This window comes from Agathobacter ruminis, assembly GCF_002735305.1.
GTDB lineage: Bacteria > Bacillota > Clostridia > Lachnospirales > Lachnospiraceae > Roseburia > Roseburia ruminis.
Genome location: NZ_PDYG01000009.1, coordinates 1 through 21,610 on the forward strand (window position 1 = coordinate 1; position 21,610 = coordinate 21,610).

Consider the following 21,610-nt stretch of genomic DNA (forward strand, 5'->3'; position numbering starts at 1 on the left):
AGTTTTTCAAATCTTTCAAGGTTATTCACTGTTCAGTTTTCAATGTACTGTTGTCTGTCTTAGCGACAGCTATGATATAATATCATAGGCGTCAAACAATGTCAACATATTTTTTAAAAAAATAAAAACAATTTCATGAGAGAAAATAGAGCGCAGAAGGAGGGATTTGAACCCTCGCGCCGGTTTCCCGACCTATACCCTTAGCAGGGGCACCTCTTCGGCCACTTGAGTACTTCTGCGTATACGTTAAATACGGTAGAATTACGGTTACCCGAATCTATTTCCATATGAAATTGCTCACTTTCGTGACGCATATTGTATTGTACTAAAATTATTATTGTTTGTCAACGAAAATTCCCAGAAAATTGAGTTATTGCTGACTCATATAAATTATTTCCTTCACAGTCAATTACAACGATTGCAGGAAAGTCTTTTATTTTGATTTTTCGGATAGCTTCCGCCCCCAAATCTTCATAACAAACGATTTCAGATTCCACAATACATTTGGATAATAATGCACCCGCCCCACCGACTGCGGCAAAATAAACCGCATGGTTTCGTATGATTGCATTAATGACTTCCGGGGTACGCTTTCCTTTTCCAATCATGGCCTTTAATCCCAGATCCAAAAGTCTTGGCGCGTACTTGTCCATACGGGAAGCTGTGGTCGGTCCGGCAGATCCGATTGGTCTACCTTCTCTTGCCGGCGAAGGTCCCATGTAATATACAGTCGCATCCTGTATTTCAATCGGCAGTTCTTCACCTGCATCAAGTACTTCCATAAGACGCTTATGTGCTGCATCTCTGGCTACATAAATTGTTCCGGAGATATAAACCATATCTCCGGAATGTAAATCTTTGGTAATCTCTTCTGTTATGGGCGTTGTAATATGCTTATCCATTAACCGTGTAATCCTCTTTGTTGACGATCCATATCTTCTACAACAATATCATAAATTTCGCCTAAGGAGCGTCCATATTCCAAAATCTTCCATGGCTCATTTGTATGGAAATGAATTTTGATTAATTCTTCATCTCCGACTGCAAGAAGGCAGTCTCCTTCAAAATGCTCTGTGATATAATCGCTGATTTCATCTTCGTCGAGGTCTTCTCCTTCGATTAAGAGCTGTGTGTCATAACGAAATTCAAGTTCTTCCATTTTGTTCTCCTTTAAAGTTCTCTGACAATATGTCTGTTTGCGTGGCAACAAATATTTATCGCTACCGGAAGTCCCGCAATATGTGTCGGATAGGTATTCACATTGACCGCAAATGCTGTCGTTGTTCCACCCAGTCCTCCCGGTCCGATTCCTGTTTTGTTAATCCGCTCCAGCAACTCTCTCTCCATGTCTGCAACATAAGGAATTTCGGAATGTTCTCCTGCAGGTCTGGTCAGTGCCTGTTTTGCCAGAATGGCACATTTTTCAAAGTCTCCTCCGACTCCGACTCCAACCACCATCGGCGGGCATGCATTCGGTCCCGCATCTTCGACAGCCTGTAATACTGCATTTTTTACACCTTCGATTCCATCTGCCGGTTTGAGCATAAATACCCGGCTCATGTTTTCACTTCCGAATCCCTTCGGTGCGAAAGTAATCTTGATTTTATCACCCGCAACAATCGAGTAATGGATAATTGCAGGTGTATTATCTTTTGTATTTTCGCGCAAAATCGGATCTTTTACCACAGATTTGCGAAGAAATCCATCTGTATATCCTTGTCTTACGCCTTCATTGATGGCTTCCTCAATCAAACCACCGGTAATATGTACATCCTGACCGATCTCCACAAAAAAGACTGCCATTCCCGTATCCTGGCAAATCGGAATCATCTCTGACTCTGCGATTTGCAGATTCTGCTGCAACTGGCCAAGAATTTTGCATCCCAGTTCCGACTTTTCTGTCTCTTTTGCCCGGTTCAATACATTTTTCATATCATCTGACAGAAAATGATTAATCCGGATACACATTTCCTTTACCGTCTGTGTGATTGTCTCTGCTTGTATTTCACGTAACATAATGATTTGTTTATTCCTGTTCTTCTTCCGGCAATTCCGGTGGCATAAGACTCTTGTCCTCTACAACCAGAGCAATGCTTGCAACATTTACATCTTCCGCCAAATCAATCAATTTCACACCGCTGGTAATTCTTCCGAGAATTGCCGTCTCTTTCACATGAATTCGAATGATTGTTCCAACTGTTGTGATCAGCATTAATTCATCATCCTGCTGTACGGATTTCACGCCGACAAGATTTCCGGTCTTTTCGGTAATCTTGTAGCACTTAACACCTTTTCCACCACGGTTCTGCGTCGTGAATTCTTTGACATAAGTGCATTTTCCGAGACCGTTTTTAGAAACAAGGATAACAGCATCCGCATCACGAACCAATGTCATGGCAATAATCTTATCGCCATCTGCAAGGTTCATGCCGATTACACCCATTGTAGTTCTTCCGGTGGTTCTGACGTCTGTTTCGCGGAATCTGATACACTGTCCATATTTTGTAAACAGGAGGACTTCCTGCTCGTTGTCTGTTACTTTTACTTCAATTAATTTGTCATCATCACGCAAATTGATTGCGGCCAGACCGTTTTTACGGATATTTGCATAATCCATAAGAGGTGTCTTTTTCACAATACCATTTCTGGTGGCCATAAACAGATACTGATTCTCGCCATATTCCTTGATAGGAATCATCGCGGTAATCTTCTCACCCGGCTGCAGAGGAATGATATTAATCAATGCGGTTCCTCTTGATGTTCTGCCTGCTTCCGGAATTTCATATGCCTTGATTCGATATACACGACCGGTATTGGTAAAGAACATCAGATAATGATGTGAAGTTGTCATGAGCATTTCGACAATGAAATCATCCTGTATGGTATCCATTCCCTTAATTCCTTTGCCGCCACGATGCTGACTCTTAAAGTGCTCCGTGCTCATGCGCTTGATATATCCCACTTTTGTCATGGTAATGACGGTATTGGTCTCCGGGATTAAATCTTCCATTGAAACATCATATTCGTCAAAACCAATCTGGGTTCTTCTTTCATCGCCGTATTTGGTGGCAATTGCAAGAATCTCTTCTTTAATGACGCCAAGCAGTTTATTCTTGTCAGCGAGAATTTCTTTGAAATATGCAATCTGCTCCTGTAACGTCTTGTATTCAGCTTCTAACTTTTCGCGTTCCAAACCTGTCAGAGCACGCAATCTCATTTCAACGATTGCTTTTGCCTGAATTTCGGTAAGTCCGAACCGTTCCATCAAATTATTCTGCGCATCTGCGGTTGTCTGGCTGGCGCGGATAATCTTAATGACTTCATCAATATTATCCTGTGCAATAATCAAACCTTCCACGATATGCGCACGCGCCTCTGCTTTGTTCAAGTCGAACTGTGTTCTTCTGGTGACAACTTCTTCCTGATGAAGCAGATAATATTTTAATAAATCATAGAGATTCAATACCTTTGGCTGGCCGTTTACAAGTGCCAGATTGATTACACCAAATGTATCCTGCAATTGTGTATGCTTATAAAGCAGATTGAGTACAACCGACGGATTCACATCGCGGCGTAATTCCACTACAACACGCAAACCTTCGCGATCGGATTCGTCTCGCAAGTCTGTAATTCCGTCAATCTTTTTTTCTTTATGCAATTCAGCAATTTTTTCGATTAATTTTGCTTTGTTTACCAGATATGGGAGTTCGGTAATGACAATTCGGTTCTTGCCGTTGTCCATTGGCTCGATATCCGTTACCGCTCTCACACGAATTTTGCCTCTGCCGGTGCGATATGCCTCAGAAATTCCGGAGGTTCCCATGATGATACCACCTGTCGGGAAGTCCGGTCCTTTGACAATTTTCATTAAATCTTCAATGGTTGTCTCTTTGCCTTCGATGTAATCATCGATTAATTTTACAACTGCATTGATGGATTCGACTAAATTGTGCGGTGGCATATTGGTTGCCATTCCAACTGCGATTCCTGTTGTACCGTTTACCAGCAAGTTTGGAATTCTTGATGGTAATACAACCGGTTCCTGCTCTGTCTCATCATAGTTTGGCATGAAATCAACAGTATCTTTGTCGAGATCCTCGATCATATAGCTTGAAATTTTAGAAAGGCGTGCTTCCGTGTATCGCATTGCAGCTGCGCCGTCACCATCGACAGATCCAAAATTTCCATGTCCGTCAACCATGGTATAACGAAGTGACCATGGCTGCGCCATATATACGAGAGCACCATAGATGGAACTATCTCCGTGCGGATGATATTTACCCATGGTATCTCCGACGATACGCGCACATTTCTTATGCGGCTTATCATATGTATTTCCCATTTCGTTCATTGAGAAAAGGATTCTTCTCTGAACCGGTTTCAGACCGTCTCTTACATCCGGCAATGCACGAGCAGCAATTACACTCATCGCATAGTCGATATAAGAAGTTTCCATGGTTTTTTTCAGATCAACATGCTGTATTTGATCAAAAATCTTATCATCCATTGCTAGTGTCTCCTACTATTAGAGTAAATTAAGCTTGTAAATCGAGGGAAGCATATTTTGCATTTTCCTCAATAAATTCTCTTCTTGGCTCAACCTTATCACCCATCAGAGTGGTAAAGGTTACATCGAGTTCTGAAGTATTTTCTTCGTCAATCAGAACGCGTTTCAAAATTCGCTTTTCCGGATCCATTGTGGTATCCCACAACTGTTCCGCATCCATTTCACCAAGACCTTTGTATCGCTGAACCTTGTTGCTGGAATCTCTTCCGATGTCAGACATAATTTTGTTTAATTCATCATCGCTGTATGCATACCATACACCTTTTCCCTTCTCTACTTTGTAAAGCGGAGGAGTTGCAAGATATACATGTCCCTGCTTGATCAATTCCGGCATAAAGCGATATAGGAAAGTCAGCATCAATGTTGCAATATGAGCACCATCGACATCGGCATCCGTCATGATGATAATTTTATCATAGCGAAGTTTGCTGATATCAAAATCTTCATGAATTCCCGTACCGAATGCGGTAATCATGGAGCGAATCTCCGCATTATCGTAGATACGATCCAAACGGGCTTTTTCAACATTTAATATTTTTCCGCGAAGTGGCAGAATTGCCTGTGTAGCACGACTTCTTGCAGTCTTTGCGGAACCACCTGCGGAATCTCCCTCTACAATGAAAATTTCACAGTTTTTCGGATCTTTGTCCGAACAATCTGCTAATTTTCCAGGGAGCGCAGCTCCATCGAGTGCACCTTTTCTACGTGCAGTATCACGCGCTTTGCGCGCCGCTTCTCTTGCTCTTTGTGCCAAAAGTGATTTTTCACAAATATTTTTTGCAACCTGAGGATTCTGCTCGAGGAAATAGGTTAGATTCTCGCTGACTACGGAATCGACAGCTCCTCTTGCCTCAGAATTTCCAAGCTTTTGCTTTGTCTGTCCTTCAAACTGCGGATCTTCAATCTTGATACTGATGATTGCAGTCAGACCTTCTCTGATATCATCACCGGTTAAGGCCGGATCAGAATCTTTCAAAATCTTGTTGTCTCTTGCATATTGATTGAATGTTTTTGTCAAAGCATTCTTAAATCCTGAAAGATGTGTACCACCTTCCGGAGTGATGACATTATTTACGAATGAATAGGTCGAATCATTGAATGAATCATTATGCTGGAAAGCAACTTCCACATAGACATTATTCTTTGTTCCTTCACAGTAAATGACATCATTGTACATTGCCTCTTTACCACGATTTAAGTAGGTAACAAATTCTTTGATACCTCCATCATATTTAAAATCATGATGATGTTTATCCTCACGATTATCAATCAATGTAATATGCAGTCCCTTTGTCAAAAAGGCGGTCTCGCGAAGACGTGTCTTCAAGGTTTGATAATCATAAACCGTTGTCTCAAAAATGGTATCATCCGGCAAAAAGTGAACTTTTGTGCCGTGTTTTTCTTTATCACAGGTACCGATTACCGAAACTTCACCGTCTGCTTTTCCACGTTTATAGCTTTGTCCATAGACTTTTCCGTCTTTATATACTTCTACTGTCAGCCAGGTAGAAAGCGCATTTACAACCGATGCACCTACACCATGTAATCCTCCGGATACTTTGTATCCTCCTCCACCGAATTTTCCACCTGCATGAAGTACAGTAAATACAACTTCAAGAGCAGATTTTCCGGCTTTGTGATTGGTTCCGACAGGAATTCCTCTTCCGTCATCTTCTACGGTAATTGAATTATCCTCTTCAATGGTTACTTCAATATGGCTACATGCTCCTGCAAGTGCCTCATCTACTGCGTTATCCACAATTTCGTAAACCAAATGGTGGAGACCTCTTTCTGATGTACTTCCGATGTACATACCCGGTCTTTTTCTTACGGCCTCAAGTCCTTCAAGTATCTGGATTTGATCCGCACCATATTCCTGATTCGTTTTCTTTTCTTCGCTCATCGAAAACTTCTCCTTCAACTACTTCGAATACTTTATCTACTTTGAATCGATTTTTCACAAATTCATCCAATCCGGTACAGGTAATAATTGTCTGTATATCCGAAATGGAATTCAATAAATAATTTTGTCTGTCGCTATCAAGCTCCGACAATACATCATCCAGTAACAAAATCGGATTATCATGAATCGTTTTTTTAACAAATTCTATCTCCGATAATTTTAAAGAAAGTGCAGCGGTTCTCTGCTGGCCCTGAGATCCGAATTTGCGGATGTCAATTCCATCCACTTCAAAAATCATATCATCTCTGTGAGGTCCCACAGATGTAGAACAAAATCGATAATCCTTCTCTTTTGCTGCATTTAACTGTTTTTCAAAATCATTATCCGTAACGGAAGGTTCATACCGCATCACAATATGTTCTTTTGATCCGGTAATATTTTTATGAATTCCACAGATAATCTCATTTAAATCGTTGATAAATAAGGTTCTTCTTTGAATGATTTTTTTTCCGAATTCCATCAGCTTTTCTTCCCAGATTGGAAGTGTTTCTTTTAGATCCGGGCGATAATTCATTTCCTTGAGCAAATGGTTTCTCTGGTTTAAAACTTTATTGTAATTAGTTAAATCAGATAAATAAACCTTATCAATCTGGCAAAGCTCCGCATCAATAAATCTTCTTCTCTCAGCCGGTCCGTTTTTGATAATATTCAAATCTTCCGGCGAAAAAAATACAATATTGATGATTCCAAACAAATCCACAGCGCGTTTAATCGGCATTTTATTGATTGCCACACCTTTCGCACCGCTTTTTTTCAAATGCATATCGATTTGAAATGTCTTTTGCTTTTTTTCCACAATTGTTCTGATATGTGATTCTTCACATCCAAAACGAATCATTTCTTTGTCTTTGCTTCCCTTATGGGACTTTGTGGTTGCACATAAATATGCGGATTCCAAAATATTGGTTTTTCCCTGTGCATTTTTTCCGTAAAGAATATTGATACCATCATCAAAATGGATTTCCATATCCTTGTAATTACGATAATTATTTAAATGAATGGATTTAATGATCATTATCTTTCAATCTTTATGATCTCTCCATTGTAGGAAATCTCTTCTCCTCCATATAGTTTCTTTCCACGCTGGGTCTCTACCTGTCCATTGAGAAGTACCTGCCCATCCTGAATCAAAAACTTGGCATCGACGCCACTTCCTACAACGCCTGCCTTTTTCAAGGCCTGACCTAATTTAATAAATTCATCTTTTTCTCTGATTTGAACTGTAATCATTAGTTATTTTCCTTTATTTTTACAGGAAGAATCAGATAAATATAAGTATTGTTTTCATCGCGAATGAAGCATGGAGCCATCGGATTCATCATATAAATATCAATTTCTTCCTCATCAATTACGCGCAAAGCATCAATATAAAACTTGGCATTAAAACCAATTGTGATATCATTTCCTTCTTTTTCGATATCGATTTCTTCTCTCATGGATCCAATGGTTGAATTTATACGAAGTTCAACACTATTATCCTTTACTTCCATGACGATTGGTTTTTTGTCTCCTTCTTTTACTAAAAGTGTGGAGCGATCAATACATTCGAGCAAATCTTTCTTGTTGATTCTTACTTTGGTTGTGTAATCAGAAGTCAACATCTGATCAACCTTGAAATAATCTCCCTCGATCAGTCTTGAAACCACAACGGTATTATCAAATTCAAATACAATATGATTATCTGTCATGGAAATAATCACATCTTCATCAGCATTTCCGCTGATAATCTTGCTGATTTCATTTAAGGTCTTGCCCGGAACAATAACTTTCTTGTTTTCATAGCTGTTTTTCATTTCTATATTTCTGATGGAAATACGATGTCCGTCCAAACCAACAACTTTCAAAATATTACCGTCTATTTCAAATAACTCACCGGTCATAATCTTATTGTTGTCATTGAATCCAACAGAAAAGATTGTCTGACGGATCACTTCTTTCAAAGTAAACTGGCTTAATACAATTGATGTATTTTTTTCAATATATGGCAAATAAGAGAAATCATCTCCAGGTTTTCCAATCAGGTTGAATTTTGCTTTTCCACAAGAAATGATTGTTTTAAAAGAGCTGTCACTTTCAATACTTACATCTTCGTCAGGAAGTTTGCGAACCATCTCAGAGAAAATTTTTGCATCCAATGCAATAATTCCTCTTTCAACAATGTCACCTTCTATTTTGGTTTCAATTCCCAATTCCATATCATTGGCAATTAATTTAATCTCATCAGTAGATGCATCAATCAATATACATTCAAGTATCGCCATTGTAGTTCTGGTTGGAACTGCTTTGGATACAATATTAACACCTTTCAATAATGTTGATTTTGAACAAACAATCTTCATTTGTTTACTCCTCCTGCGCCATAAGTATATATATTATTTAAATTTAGTATTCATAGTATTAGGGGGTGTTTAAAAGTTTATAACCGCTAAAACCCTTATAAATACTGAAAAAATCGAGAATTATAACTGTGTGGAAACCGGTTTGAAAGGAGTTGGATAAAAAGGGATAACTTTTATTGATGAAAATAAGCTAACATCCTTTTCACAAACTATAAACCCATTTATAAACAGGTTATCCATATTGTTATTTGAAAAACTATTATAATAGGAAGAAACTAGTTCGGATTAATTTTTTTCTTGATGGTTTCAATGGTTTCTTTTAATTCCGGATTTGCTTCATAATCCTTTGTAATAGTACTTACTCCGTGAATAATTGTGGAATGATCTCTTCCTCCGAGGAGTGAACCAATTGCATCAAGTGGTGAATCTGTCATTGTTTTGCAAAGATACATTGCAATTTGTCTTGGTTTTGCAATATCTTTACTGCGATTCTTGGAAATCATCTGATCAATGGTCAGATTGTAATGATCCGCTACCACTTCAATAATCAGCTGCGAAGTGATTTCCTTTGGTTTATCCGGAGTAATAATATTTTGAAGTTCATTAATTGCCACATCCATTGTAATATCTTCGTTTGAAAGATTATGGTATGCAAGCAGTTTATTCAAAGCTCCTTCAAGTTCACGAATGTTTGACTTGATATTTTGAGCAATATAATTCAATACTTCATCATTGATTTCAAAATTATCATTTTCAATTTTTTTGCGAAGGATGGCCATTCTGGTCTCATAATCAGGAACACCGATGTCTGCCATCAATCCCCACTCAAATCTGGAACGAATTCTCTCTTCGAGAGGCTGCATATCCTTAGGAGGTTTATCGGAAGTGATGATAATCTGTTTGCCTTGCGTCTGCAAAGCGTTGAAAGTGTGGAAAAATTCTTCCTGCGTCATTTCTTTTCCGATAATAAATTGAATATCATCAATCATCAATACATCAACGGTGCGATATTTATCTCTTAATTGAGACATCTTGGTCGCATTGTTGGTATTACGGATACATTCGATTACTTCGTTGGTAAATTCTTCGGAAGTAACATAAAGTACTTTTGCATAAGGATTCTGATCCAAAATGAAATGTCCGATGGAATGCATCAGGTGAGTTTTGCCAAGTCCCGGTCCTCCATAAATATATAGAGGGTTGTATGCTTCACCCGGAGATTCTGCAACTGCAAGGGAAGCAGAATGTGCAAAACGGTTATTGCTTCCAACGACAAATGTATCAAATGTGTAGTTTGGATTTAAATTGGAATGGTTGGCTGCTGAATTAATCAGTTCCTTATTTAAAGGAGATGCATCAACCACCGGTTTCATGTTTTTGGTCTGAGCCGGTGTGATGAATTCGATTTCATACTCTACACCAATGGTTTCCGCGATTGCTACTTTAATAGGAAGGTAATACTTCTTATTAATATAGTTAATTGCAACCTGTTCATTCTTTAAAAGAATATAAAGAGTGTTGTCTTTGATATTATATATTTCAAGAGGTCTTAACCATGTATCAAACGAAATATCGGTTATTTCGTGCTCTTCTTTTACTTTTTGTAAAATTTCTTCCCATTTCTGAAGTAACTCGTTCATTTAAACTCCATACGCTGTTATAATGATATATTTTTGCATAGTGCTACAGATATTATCTTACACTATTTAAAGGTTTTATTCAACTGATTCCAAAAGATATAGTTATCCATACAAATGTGGAGTTATTGACAATTATTTAAACAGCTTATCCACAAGTTATCAACATAAAGGGGATAACTGACAATTATTGTGTATAAGTTTGTAGATAGGATGTGAATAGGCGTGGATAAAAGTTTTTCTTGACAAAAAGCCAGTTTTTGTTATAATTAGGTCGATGTTTTTAAACGCAGAGGAGGTGGATACCGATGAAGATGACATTCCAGCCAAAGAAAAGACAGAGATCTAAGGTTCACGGATTTCGTGCAAGAATGAAGACAGTTGGTGGCCGTAAGGTTTTGGCAGCCAGAAGACTTAAAGGAAGAAAGAAGTTATCCGCATAATTGGATTTTAATTAGGCCACAGATGATGTGGTCTTTTCTTCTTTTATCAAACATTTATAATGAATCGAGGAAATATGAAATTTTCGGACTCATTAAAGAAAAACTCAGATTTTAAGAAAGTATACAGCCAGGGCGTCTCCTATGCCAATCGCTATCTGGTGATGTATGTCTTAAAAAATGAAACGAGTCAGAACAGACTCGGAATTTCAGTAAGCAAAAAAGTAGGAAACAGTGTTATAAGACATCATTTGACCCGATTGATTCGGGAAAGTTACAGATTACAGGAAGAAATGTTCAATAGTGGTTTGGACATTGTAGTCGTCGCAAGAGTGACAGCAAAAGAATGCAATTATCATCAGATTAAAGATGCACTGTTACATCTTGGATCTCTTCACAAGATTTTAAATCGATCATTTTAGAAAAGAAAGATGGGATCACTTTGAAAAGATTACTGATTGGACTCATTAAATTATATAGAAAATATATATCTCCTATGAAAAGAACAAAATGTCCTTATTATCCGACTTGTTCAACGTATGGACTGGAAGCGATTGAAAAGCACGGTGCTTTAAAGGGCGGTGCATTGGCAGCATGGAGAATTATGAGATGCAATCCGTTTTCCAAAGGAGGTTATGATCCTGTTCCATAGGGAGGGTTAAATCCATGGATATTTTATTGACTCCTTACGCTGGTAGTATTTTGGGACCAATCGCAAAAGGAATCGGTTGGATAATGAATCTCATCTACATGGGAATGAATGCCATCGGCATCGCAAATGTAGGTGTGTCCATCATCTTACTTACCATCGTAATTTATCTCATTCTTTTTCCTCTCACTTACAGACAGCAAAAATTCTCCAAGCTGACACAGAAGATGCAGCCGGAATTGAAAGCTGTACAGGATAAGTACAAAGGAAAAAGAGACCAGATTTCAATGCAGGCAATGAATGCCGAGACACAATTAATTTATTCAAAATACGGTGTTTCTCCGATGGGAAGCTGCTTACAGCTTTTGATCCAGATGCCGATTTTGTTTGCATTATATCGTGTATTCTATAATGTTCCTGCATACATTACCAATGTCAAAAATCAGTTTTCCGGATTGGTTGACGGTATTGTAAATACTTCAGGCCATCAGGAAACCCTGACAAAAATTGTAACTGATTTTAATGAATCAACATTAAAGTCTGTAGAGTGGGCAAATGAGAAGGGTACGGTATTAACAAATCATATTGTTGATTTACTTTACAAACTTCCATCGACCGCGTGGACCGGTGCTTCTGAGAAAACCAATCATTTGGTATCTTATTTTCCGGACCTTGGAGATCAGATTTCAAATACCTATTCAAATATTAAGCATTTCAATTATTTCTTAGGTTTGAACATTTCGGATTCTCCACTTTCCATTATTAAGAATTCATTTGCAACAGGATCGTATTTGGTAGCAATTGTAGCTTTACTTTTCCCAATTCTTTCCTTTGTAACACAGAGATTGAATATTCGTCTGACTCCTCAGGCAAATACAGGTGATCAGGCAGCTCAGACCATGAAGACAATGAATCTTATGATGCCTTTGATGTCATTGGTATTCTGTTTCACTCTTCCTGTTGGTCTTGGTATTTATTGGATTGCCGGTGCACTTGTTCGTTCTATTCAGCAGTATTTCCTGAATAGACATTTCGATAAGATTGATCTTGAAACAATCATCGAAAAGAACAAAGACAAGGTAGCAAAGAAAAAAGAAAAACAGGGTCTTTATCAGGACCAGATCCGCAGAGCAGCTGCAATTAATACCCGTTCAATTGATGCAAGAGCAAATATCAATGTATCAAATGATGCGGAATCTGCATTGGAAAATGCACAGCAGATGAAAAATAATGCTGCATCCGGAAGTCTTGCTTCTAAAGCAAATATGGTAAAGAACTTTAATGAACGCAATTCCCGTAAGTAATTGTGAGTTTGATGGAGGTTATAAAAATGGATTTTAAAGAATTTTCTGCTAAAACAGTAGAAGCAGCCATTACAGAGGCTTGCCTTCAATTATCCGCTACCAGTGATGAGATTGAATACGAAGTTGTAGAAAAGGGAAGTACCGGATTCCTTGGAATCGGAAGCAAAGATGCTGTCATTAAGGCACGCAAGAAAGATTCGATTGATGCAGATGTCAAAAGATTCCTGTATGATGTATTTTCTGCAATGGATATGGATGTGGAAATCCTGCTCAACATTGATGAGTCAGATAAGTGCATCAATGTTGAATTAAAGGGAGATGACATGGGTGTTCTGATTGGTAAGAGAGGACAGACACTTGATTCTCTCCAGTATCTTGCAAATCTTGCAATCAACAAGAAAAATTCAGATCATTACAAAGTTAAGATTGATACTGAAAATTACAGAGAGCGCAGAAAAGAAACACTTGAGAATCTTGCAAAGAATATTTCTTATAAGGTTAAGAGAACCAAATGTCCGGTTGAACTTGAGCCGATGAATCCTTATGAGAGAAGAATTATTCATTCTGTATTGCAAAATGATCGTTTCGTTTCAACACATAGTGAGGGTGAAGAACCTTACAGACATGTTGTTGTTACTCTGAAAAAGTAGAAAAATCAAAAAATGATGAGATAAAGGGGTGTCCAATGTGGACACCTCTTTTTTTTGAGGGTATAATATAGCATGCGACAAAAGCTTAGAAGGAATTGATTATGAACAAAGATACCATTTGCGCAATTGCAACAGCGATGTCCTCTTCCGGAATCGGCATTATTCGAATCAGCGGAAGTGAAGCAATTGCAATCGCAGATAAAATTTATCACTCTCCAAATAAAGATAAAAAGCTTCAATCCTGTGAATCTCATACAATTCATTATGGATATATTTATGATGGAGATCAAAAAATCGATGAGGTTATGGTGCTTCTTATGAAAGCACCTCATTCTTATACAGCTGAAGATTCCGTTGAAATCGATTGTCACGGTGGTGTCTTTGTTATGCAAAAAATTCTTGAAACGGTAGTCAAAGCCGGAGCAAGACTTGCAGAGCCCGGTGAGTTTACCAAGCGCGCATTCCTGAATGGACGAATTGATTTGTCACAGGCTGAATCAGTCATGGATATCATTGATTCACAAAATCAATTTGCTTTGAAAAGTTCCATGGATCAGTTATCCGGAAAACTTTCAGAGTCCATTCGTTTGTACCGTGAAAATATTTTACATGAGATGGCATTCATTGAATCTGCATTGGATGATCCGGAACATTTTTCTTTGGATGATTATCCGGATGAATTATCAAAAAAAATGCAGGATGTCATCCGCGGATTACAGGAACTGCTCGCAACAGCAGATAACGGACGCATTTTAAAAGAAGGAATTCAGACTGTTATTTTGGGAAAACCGAATGTTGGTAAATCTTCTTTGCTGAATGCATTACTTGGCTATGAGCGTGCAATTGTTACAGATATTGCAGGAACAACGCGCGATGTTTTACAGGAACAGATTCATTTGAATGGTCTGACTTTGAATCTGATGGATACCGCAGGAATCCGAAAAACAGATGATATTGTTGAGAAAATCGGTGTGGATAAAGCAATGAAAGAAGCAGATGATGCCGATTTGATCATTTATGTGATTGATTCATCCGGTGAGATGGATCAGGAAGATCATGATTTGCTTTCTTATTTGAAAGACAAAAAAGCAATTGTGATTTTGAATAAAACGGATCTCGAGCAAAAGATTCAAATTAAAGATGTGGAAGAGATTACAAATCTTCCTGTGATTGCCATTTCCGCAAAGGAAAATACCGGTATTGATCTGTTGGAAAAGCAGGTTCATCATTTGTTTATTGCAGGTGAGATTACATATAACGATCAGGTCTATGTTACCAATGTGAGACATAAATCTTTGATTGCGGAAGCAATTTCAAGTTTAAATCTGGTATTGAAAAGTATCGAAGATCAAATGCCGGAGGATTTTTATTCTGTGGATTTGATGAATGCATATAAACAGCTTGGCCTGATTATCGGTGAATCTGTTGAGGATGATTTAGTAGAGGAGATCTTCTCCAAATTTTGTATGGGAAAATAAAAGAAAATGGTAGAACAGAAGAGTTTTAAAGAAGAAACCTATGATGTAGTAGTAGTCGGTGCCGGTCATGCAGGATGTGAAGCTGCATTGGCATGTGCACGACTTGGATTAGAGACAATTATTTTTACAGTGAGTGTGGACAGCATTGCTATGATGCCATGCAATCCTAATATTGGAGGAAGTTCAAAGGGACATTTGGTTCGTGAGATTGATGCTCTCGGCGGAGAGATGGGAGTCAATATTGATCACACTTTTATCCAGTCTAAGATGTTGAACAAATCGAAGGGGCCTGCTGTTCATTCATTGAGAGCACAGGCGGATAAAACCGATTATAGTATGCGTATGCGACAGACCCTTCAAAATCAGGAACATTTGACGATTCGTCAGGCAGAAGTATCTGAAATTTTGACAGAAGATACCGATTGTGGAATGAAGATTGTCGGTGTTAAAACCGTATCCGGATTTACTTATCATGCGCGTGCAGTTGTACTCTGTACTGGAACCTATCTGGGTGCGCGTTGTCTGACCGGTGAGATGATTACACATACCGGACCAAACGGTCTTTCTGCTGCAACACATTTGACACAGTCTCTTGTCGACCATGGAATCGAGATGTATCGTTTTAAGACGGGTACACCTGCTCGTATCGATGGCAGAAGTATTGATTATTCTAAGATGGAAGAGCAATTCGGTGATGAGAGAGTTGTTCCTTTTTCTTTTACAACCGATCCTGATACTGTTCAAAAGGAGCAGGTTTCCTGTTGGCTGACTTATACGAATGAAAAGACGCATGAGATCATTCGCAATAATCTGGATCGTTCTCCAATCTATGCCGGAATCATTGAAGGAACCGGACCGCGTTATTGTCCTTCTATTGAAGATAAGGTTGTAAAATTTGCAGACCGCGATCGTCATCAAATTTTTATTGAACCGGAGGGCATTCATACAAATGAAATGTATGTAGGTGGAATGTCTTCTTCTCTTCCTGAAGATGTTCAGCATGAAATGTATCGCACACTTCCGGGACTGGAAAATGCTGTGATTGTCAGAAATGCTTATGCAATTGAATATGACTGTATCAATCCGATGCAATTAAAACCTTCTTTGGAATTCAAAAAGATTTCCGGTCTTTTTTCCGGTGGTCAGTTTAATGGAAGCAGCGGTTATGAAGAGGCGGCTTGTCAGGGTCTGGTTGCAGGAATTAATGCTGCAAACAAATTGCTTGGCAAAGAACCTTTTGTGATGGATCGCTCAGAAAGTTATATCGGTGTCCTGATCGATGATCTTGTTACAAAAGGAACCAGAGAGCCATATCGAATGATGACTTCAAGAGCAGAATATCGTTTGCTCCTCCGTCAGGACAATGCCGATTTGCGTTTGACAAAAAGAGGATATGAAGTTGGACTGATTTCAAAAGATCGATATGATTGGGTTTGCAAAAAAGAGCAATTGATTGAACAGGAAATTGCTCGTGTAAAAGAAATCAAAGTCGGTGCACGTGAGAGTGTCACTAAGGTGCTTGAAAAATATGGAAGTATTCCTTTGAATACAGGAGCTTCGCTTGCCGATTTGATTCGTCGTCCGGAATTGGATTATGATAAGTTGGCTGAGCTTGATCCTGAGAGACCTGATCTTCCTGAGGAAGTGCGAGAGCAGGTTAATATTTTAATCAAGTATGATGGATATATTTCCCGTCAGATGAAACAGGTAGAACAGTTTAAAAAACTCGAGAAGAAAAAACTCCCTGTGCCATTTGATTATGATGATGTTTCAAATCTGCGTACGGAAGCGCGCCAAAAATTAAATCAGTTGCAGCCGGAATCAATTGGCCAGGCATCACGAATCTCAGGTGTAAGTCCGGCAGATGTTTCTGTTTTATTGATTTATCTCGAGAGCTATTATCAGAATAATAAGGATCAAAAACATGATGCATGATACAAATTATTTTTGCAATGAAGCAAAGAAGCTGGGTGTGGATCTTAATGAAAAACAGATTCAGCAGTTCATACAATTTTATGATATGTTAATTGAAAAAAACAAAGTTATGAATTTGACTGCCATTACGGATTTTGATGAAGTCGTGGAGAAACACTTTCTCGATAGTATTTCGTTGATCCGCAAATATCCGTTGAATCAAACATGCAAAATTCTTGACCTGGGAACAGGAGCCGGATTTCCTGGAATTCCTCTTAAAATTGCTTTTCCGGAAATACAGATTACGCTGGTGGATTCACTGAATAAGCGTGTGCTCTTTTTGCAGGAGGTCATTGATGCTTTGGGCTTATCCGGAATAGTTGCAGTACATGGTCGCGCGGAAGATTTGGGCCGTAATCCGAACTACCGTGAAAAGTTTGATTTATGTGTTTCCCGTGCTGTTGCCAATTTGTCTTCTTTATCCGAATATTGTATTCCTTTTGTAAAAGTTGGCGGATATTTTATTTCCTACAAAGGTGGGGATTGTGAAGAGGAAGTCAATCAGGCAAATTCCGCTTTTACAAAACTGGGTGCGAAATTATCCGGTTTGGATTCATTCTCAATCGGCGAAAATTCCAGAAGTCTTGTTGTGATTGAAAAGACACATGCGACAAAGAAAGCGTACCCACGCAAGGCAGGTACGCCAACAAAAGATCCATTATAATTTTATGAATAAAATTCTTCGTTTAAGAAGTCTATGATTACCTTCAGTGTTTTCTCCGGAATTTCCAGCTGAGGGTAATTTTTTGCTCCGGAGAGCATGGTTACATCAACATGTCGATTTATTTTTTCGTATTCATGCAGATATTCTGTGTTTCGCTCGAGTTCTCTGCTTCCGATGATACAAATCGGTTTATTGATTTTCTGAAGTGAAACTTTTAGATTTACATTCATATAATTTCCAAAAATACTTGAAAGTAAATATTTGCCGCGGCTGTTTTTCAAATGTGCAGCTTCGTAATAAGTATCTTTGATTTCTGCTGTGATATGTTGTGCTTTTGCAAAATAGAATTCCTTGAATATCGCATCCAGATGAAGAGAACTGCTCAGGATGTTATATAGGAATGTTCCGATAATCGGAAGATCCAGCAATCCTTTTCGCAGTTTGCTATGTGTATCCGGAATCATTTCCAATTGCTCGATTGGAGTCGGATTGATGCAGATGATATGATCAAACAAAAATTCTTCCAAAGCCTGAGCAGAAATGACAAAGGAACTCGACAGATTACTTGCAATGACATCTGTCCGTTCTCCAATTACTTCTTTTACAAATGCGGTGATCATCTGTGCATACAAATAATTGTTGTATTCCAGGCCAGGTTTATCTGATCGTCCGCAACCTAACAGATCAATGGTATAGACGGTGTGGTCTTTTGCAAGTATTGTTGCAATCTTACTCCACTCAGCTCCTGATCCGGTTGGGTCTGTGTCATGCACAAGCAGAATCGGTTCTCCGGTTCCTCTTTTTGTATAATATATTTTTCCGTGGGTCCAATTGAAATATTGTCCTTTGGCATCAGTAAGTCGGTGGTTGCTTGTTGCTGCTTTTGAAATAAAACGATTATACAAATGCATTGCAGTAAGTGCTCCTGACAGGACAATCACTGCTGCTTTTACTTTGTTTTTTTTCATAATAACCTCCCTGTGTTACATTGTTAGTTATCGGGTTACTTTTATTATAACATTTTGACATATATGTACAAATATTTTTTATTTCGCACTTTTCAACTCGAAAAAAGTATTGTATACTACAATAGTACTTTAGTAGGAATATACCCAAACATATGTTTGGTGATAAAACAATGGTTAAAGAATACTTAGAAAAGACAAAAGAACAATTTCATGAAGACAGGATTATTCTTTTAAAGAAGAAGTCTGACTATCAGAATAAATTAAAAGAAAATATTCAGATGTTACAGCTTCTCGAGGAAGCTGAGGATCCGAATCTTGAGGCGTTTACTCCCAGGGAAGTAAATCATTTTAATAAAGAGAAGATTAAAGAACTGGCAGAGGAACAAAAAGAAATTTCCAGACAGTTAAAAATAGTCGATAGTGAACTGGCAAAGATCGATCGTAAGGTTGATGAAATTAATAGTGTGATTAAAGTATCCCGCGAAGATATTCTTCCTTTATTGGAAGGAGCTGAGGATGATTTTTCTCCGAAGTTCAGACTGGCGTTGCTTGAAACACAGGAAAATGAAAGACAGCGAATCGCCAGAGATTTACATGATTCCACCGTACAGAATCTTACGTCTCTTGTACATAAGTCTGAACTGTGTATGAAGTTGATGGATGTTGATGTGATAAGATGTCGTTTGGAATTATCTGCATTGACAAAAACACTTCGTGCAATTATCGATGATACCAGAAAGATGATTTATGATTTGCGCCCGATGTCATTTGACGATATCGGATTTGATGTAACAGTCGAACGGTTTTTGGATAAATTCCGTGTACAGACTCCTCTTCATATCAGCTATGAAGTAATCGGAGAACCATATAATATTAATAGTGTCATTTCACTGACTCTTCTTCGTATCATTCAGGAGGCATGTAATAATGCAATCAAACATGCGAATGCTAGCAAGCTTTCTGTTCAGATGAAATATGGTTCAGATGATTTGCATTTGTTTATTGAAGATGATGGGCAAGGGTTTGATCCACATTCAATACCGGATACACCAAGACAGGACAATTCCGGATTTGGTATGTCGATGATGAAAGAGAGGGTATACCTGTTATCAGGAACCATTGAAGTTGATTCAGCAGTAGGAAAAGGATGTAGAATATCGGTTTCGATACCGGTTAATAAGGAGGACAAATAAAAAATGGCTGCAATTAAAATTATGATTACGGATGATCATTCAATGATTCGCGAGGGACTTAAGAATTTATTAGAGCTCGATGGGGATATAAAAGTGATCGCTGAGGCAGAGAACGGACAGGAATGTTTGGATAAGCTTTCCACTGTAAAACCGGATGTGTTATTGCTCGATATTAATATGCCGGTTATGAACGGACTTGAAGTATTGGCTGCTTTGAAGGAACGTCGTATTCGCGTTAAGGTTTTGGTATTAACTGTACATAATGAAGTAGAGTATTTGATGAAGGCAGTTGATATCGGTGTTGACGGATATGTCTTGAAGGATTCTGAATCAGCTGAATTGAAAAAAGCAATTTTTGCTGTTGCTTCCGGAGAAAATTATATCCAGCCAAGTTTGATTCCTGCATTAAATTCTAAGATGATTGAAAAGAATGATGATGAAGCAAGAATTGATGAGCTTACCAGAAGAGAAATTGAAGTATTAAAACTTCTTTCCGTGGGAATGTATAATAAGGAAATTGCTGAAAGACTTGATATTTCAGAACGTACTGTTAAGAATCATGTTTCAAATATTTTCAAGAAACTTGAAGTGACTGACCGTACACAAGCTGCTGTATTTGCAATCCGCAACAATCTTGTTAAGATCTGATAAGAATAATATTGATATAGAGTATTTAGAAGAAGGAGATGTGTACGCATCTCCTTCTTCTATGTTTCATGTGAAACACTGTTTTACTGTTTTTTTGTCGAAATCCGGATTTGACTTACAAACAAATCGCATAAATTCGGGGCTTTACGGCATTATGTTTCACGTGAAACATTTTTAAAAATAAAAATTTTTCACGAAAATTCCACAAGATTTAGTTCGTGCGTTTATAATCAGACACTAGATTTTGGAAAACAAAGAAAAATGTTTCACATGAAACATTTTTGCATATGGCATTGATTTTCAATAAGTGATATAATGGGTAAGCACGACAAAAAGAGGAAAATAAAATAAAAAAGAGGTAATTTTATGGCTAGGATTATCGCAATTGCGAACCAAAAAGGTGGAGTTGGAAAGACCACAACATCCATTAATTTATCTGCATCTCTGGCAGAGAAAGGAAAGAAAGTATTAGCGATTGATTTGGATCCGCAGGGAAATATGACCAGCGGACTTGGAGTTGATAAAGCTGAACTTCAGAATACAGTTTACGAACTGATTCTTGGAGAATGTAGTGTTAGCGAAGCTATCACAGATACAGTTGTTGAAAATGTAAAATTGATTGCATCGAATGTAGACTTGGCCGGTGCCGAGATTGAGTTGATTGGTGAGAATGATAAGGAATATATTCTTCAGAAAAAGGTAGACTATATCAAAGAAGACTATGATTTCATTATAATCGACTGTCCGCCTTCTCTGAATATGTTGACTGTAAATGCTATGACAACAGCGACATCTGTATTGGTACCGATTCAGTGTGAATATTATGCGTTGGAAGGATTGAGCCAGTTGATTCATACAATCAATCTGGTGCAGGAGCGTTTGAATCCACATTTGAAATTGGAAGGTGTGGTATTTACTATGTATGATGTTCGTACTAATCTTTCAAACCAGGTGGTTGAAACTGTAAAGCAAAATTTGGATACAACCATATATGAGACGATGATTCCTAGAAATATCAGATTGGCAGAAGCACCATCATATGGTGTTCCAATCAATATGTATGATCCGAAGTCTTCAGGAGCAGAGAGCTATCGTAAATTGGCACAGGAAATTATTGAAAGAAAAGGGGTATAAAC

The 21,610-nt window shown here is 38.2% G+C and carries 21 protein-coding genes and 1 tRNA gene; 11 read left to right on the plus strand and 11 right to left on the minus strand.

From position 1 onward, the window contains the following. Positions 1-151 precede the first annotated feature (151 nt). From CSX02_RS02875 to dnaA, 10 genes are all read right to left on the minus strand, one after another. Positions 152-239: transfer RNA gene (locus CSX02_RS02875), tRNA-Ser, on the minus strand. Between the two features lie 105 nt (positions 240-344). Further along, the gene (locus CSX02_RS02880; protein WP_099385567.1) at positions 345-902 is read right to left on the minus strand and encodes a Fe-S-containing hydro-lyase; all 558 of its coding nucleotides are present in this window, start codon (positions 900-902) and stop codon (positions 345-347) included. Beyond that, positions 902-1,159 carry a hypothetical protein gene (locus tag CSX02_RS02885; protein ID WP_031544035.1) on the minus strand — a complete coding sequence of 86 codons (258 nt, stop codon included), beginning with the start codon at positions 1,157-1,159 and terminating at the stop codon, positions 902-904. The genes CSX02_RS02880 and CSX02_RS02885 overlap by 1 nt, the downstream gene beginning before the upstream one ends. 11 nt (positions 1,160-1,170) lie before the next feature. After that, a complete protein-coding gene (locus CSX02_RS02890) occupies positions 1,171-2,016 on the minus strand; it encodes a fumarate hydratase (RefSeq protein ID WP_099385568.1) in 846 nt (281 codons plus the stop codon). Positions 2,017-2,026: 10 nt separating this feature from the next. After that, positions 2,027-4,507, minus strand: a complete 2,481-nt coding sequence (gyrA, locus tag CSX02_RS02895; protein WP_099385569.1) for a DNA gyrase subunit A — start codon at positions 4,505-4,507, stop codon at positions 2,027-2,029. A gap of 28 nt (positions 4,508-4,535) precedes the next feature. Continuing rightward, complete coding sequence (gyrB, locus tag CSX02_RS02900; RefSeq protein WP_099385570.1) at positions 4,536-6,470, minus strand: DNA topoisomerase (ATP-hydrolyzing) subunit B; 1,935 nt, start codon at positions 6,468-6,470, stop codon at positions 4,536-4,538. Beyond that, a complete protein-coding gene (gene recF / locus CSX02_RS02905) occupies positions 6,412-7,545 on the minus strand; it encodes a DNA replication/repair protein RecF (RefSeq protein ID WP_051637935.1) in 1,134 nt (377 codons plus the stop codon). Before recF ends, gyrB begins: the two co-directional genes overlap by 59 nt. Further along, on the minus strand, positions 7,545-7,760 hold the full coding sequence (locus CSX02_RS02910) for an RNA-binding S4 domain-containing protein (RefSeq protein ID WP_031544029.1): 216 nt from the start codon (positions 7,758-7,760) through the stop codon (positions 7,545-7,547). The genes recF and CSX02_RS02910 overlap by 1 nt, the downstream gene beginning before the upstream one ends. Then, positions 7,760-8,869, minus strand: coding sequence for a DNA polymerase III subunit beta (gene dnaN / locus CSX02_RS02915; protein WP_099385571.1), 1,110 nt, complete (start codon positions 8,867-8,869; stop codon positions 7,760-7,762). The genes CSX02_RS02910 and dnaN overlap by 1 nt, the downstream gene beginning before the upstream one ends. A gap of 275 nt (positions 8,870-9,144) precedes the next feature. Further along, positions 9,145-10,509, minus strand: a complete 1,365-nt coding sequence (dnaA, locus tag CSX02_RS02920; RefSeq protein ID WP_031544027.1) for a chromosomal replication initiator protein DnaA — start codon at positions 10,507-10,509, stop codon at positions 9,145-9,147. Between the two features lie 305 nt (positions 10,510-10,814). Between dnaA and rpmH the strand changes: the two genes are divergently transcribed. From rpmH to rsmG, 8 genes are all read left to right on the plus strand, one after another. Continuing rightward, a complete protein-coding gene (rpmH, locus tag CSX02_RS02925; RefSeq protein WP_099385572.1) occupies positions 10,815-10,949 on the plus strand; it encodes a 50S ribosomal protein L34 in 135 nt (44 codons plus the stop codon). 74 nt (positions 10,950-11,023) lie between these two features. Then, entirely contained in the window at positions 11,024-11,368 is a 345-nt protein-coding gene (gene rnpA, locus CSX02_RS02930; protein WP_031544024.1) for a ribonuclease P protein component, read from the plus strand. A 20-nt stretch (positions 11,369-11,388) separates the two neighbouring features. After that, complete coding sequence (yidD, locus tag CSX02_RS02935) at positions 11,389-11,598, plus strand: membrane protein insertion efficiency factor YidD (RefSeq protein ID WP_099385573.1); 210 nt, start codon at positions 11,389-11,391, stop codon at positions 11,596-11,598. 14 nt (positions 11,599-11,612) lie between these two features. Beyond that, positions 11,613-12,899, plus strand: a complete 1,287-nt coding sequence (locus CSX02_RS02940) for a YidC/Oxa1 family membrane protein insertase (RefSeq protein ID WP_189281300.1) — start codon at positions 11,613-11,615, stop codon at positions 12,897-12,899. Positions 12,900-12,925: 26 nt separating this feature from the next. Beyond that, positions 12,926-13,549, plus strand: coding sequence for an RNA-binding cell elongation regulator Jag/EloR (jag, locus tag CSX02_RS02945; RefSeq protein ID WP_031544021.1), 624 nt, complete (start codon positions 12,926-12,928; stop codon positions 13,547-13,549). Between the two features lie 101 nt (positions 13,550-13,650). Beyond that, on the plus strand, positions 13,651-15,027 hold the full coding sequence (gene mnmE / locus CSX02_RS02950; protein WP_031544020.1) for a tRNA uridine-5-carboxymethylaminomethyl(34) synthesis GTPase MnmE: 1,377 nt from the start codon (positions 13,651-13,653) through the stop codon (positions 15,025-15,027). Between the two features lie 6 nt (positions 15,028-15,033). Further along, a complete protein-coding gene (gene mnmG / locus CSX02_RS02955; protein ID WP_099385574.1) occupies positions 15,034-16,962 on the plus strand; it encodes a tRNA uridine-5-carboxymethylaminomethyl(34) synthesis enzyme MnmG in 1,929 nt (642 codons plus the stop codon). Next, positions 16,952-17,665 (plus strand): 16S rRNA (guanine(527)-N(7))-methyltransferase RsmG, encoded by a 714-nt coding sequence (gene rsmG / locus CSX02_RS02960; protein ID WP_099385575.1) that lies wholly within the window; start codon positions 16,952-16,954, stop codon positions 17,663-17,665. The genes mnmG and rsmG overlap by 11 nt, the downstream gene beginning before the upstream one ends. Before the next feature lie 2 nt (positions 17,666-17,667). Here the strand turns inward: rsmG and CSX02_RS02965 are convergent, their stop codons facing one another. Continuing rightward, positions 17,668-18,633: an alpha/beta fold hydrolase gene (locus CSX02_RS02965; protein WP_099385576.1), complete on the minus strand. Its 966-nt coding sequence runs from the start codon at positions 18,631-18,633 to the stop codon at positions 17,668-17,670. 170 nt (positions 18,634-18,803) lie between these two features. Here CSX02_RS02965 and CSX02_RS02970 point away from each other — a divergent pair, with 170 nt between their 5' ends. From CSX02_RS02970 to CSX02_RS02980, 3 genes are all read left to right on the plus strand, one after another. After that, a complete protein-coding gene (locus CSX02_RS02970; RefSeq protein WP_099385582.1) occupies positions 18,804-19,826 on the plus strand; it encodes a sensor histidine kinase in 1,023 nt (340 codons plus the stop codon). Positions 19,827-19,829: 3 nt separating this feature from the next. Continuing rightward, positions 19,830-20,474: a response regulator gene (locus CSX02_RS02975; RefSeq protein WP_031544013.1), complete on the plus strand. Its 645-nt coding sequence runs from the start codon at positions 19,830-19,832 to the stop codon at positions 20,472-20,474. Between the two features lie 366 nt (positions 20,475-20,840). Further along, the gene (locus CSX02_RS02980; protein WP_031544012.1) at positions 20,841-21,608 is read left to right on the plus strand and encodes a ParA family protein; all 768 of its coding nucleotides are present in this window, start codon (positions 20,841-20,843) and stop codon (positions 21,606-21,608) included. Positions 21,609-21,610: the final 2 nt, after the last annotated feature.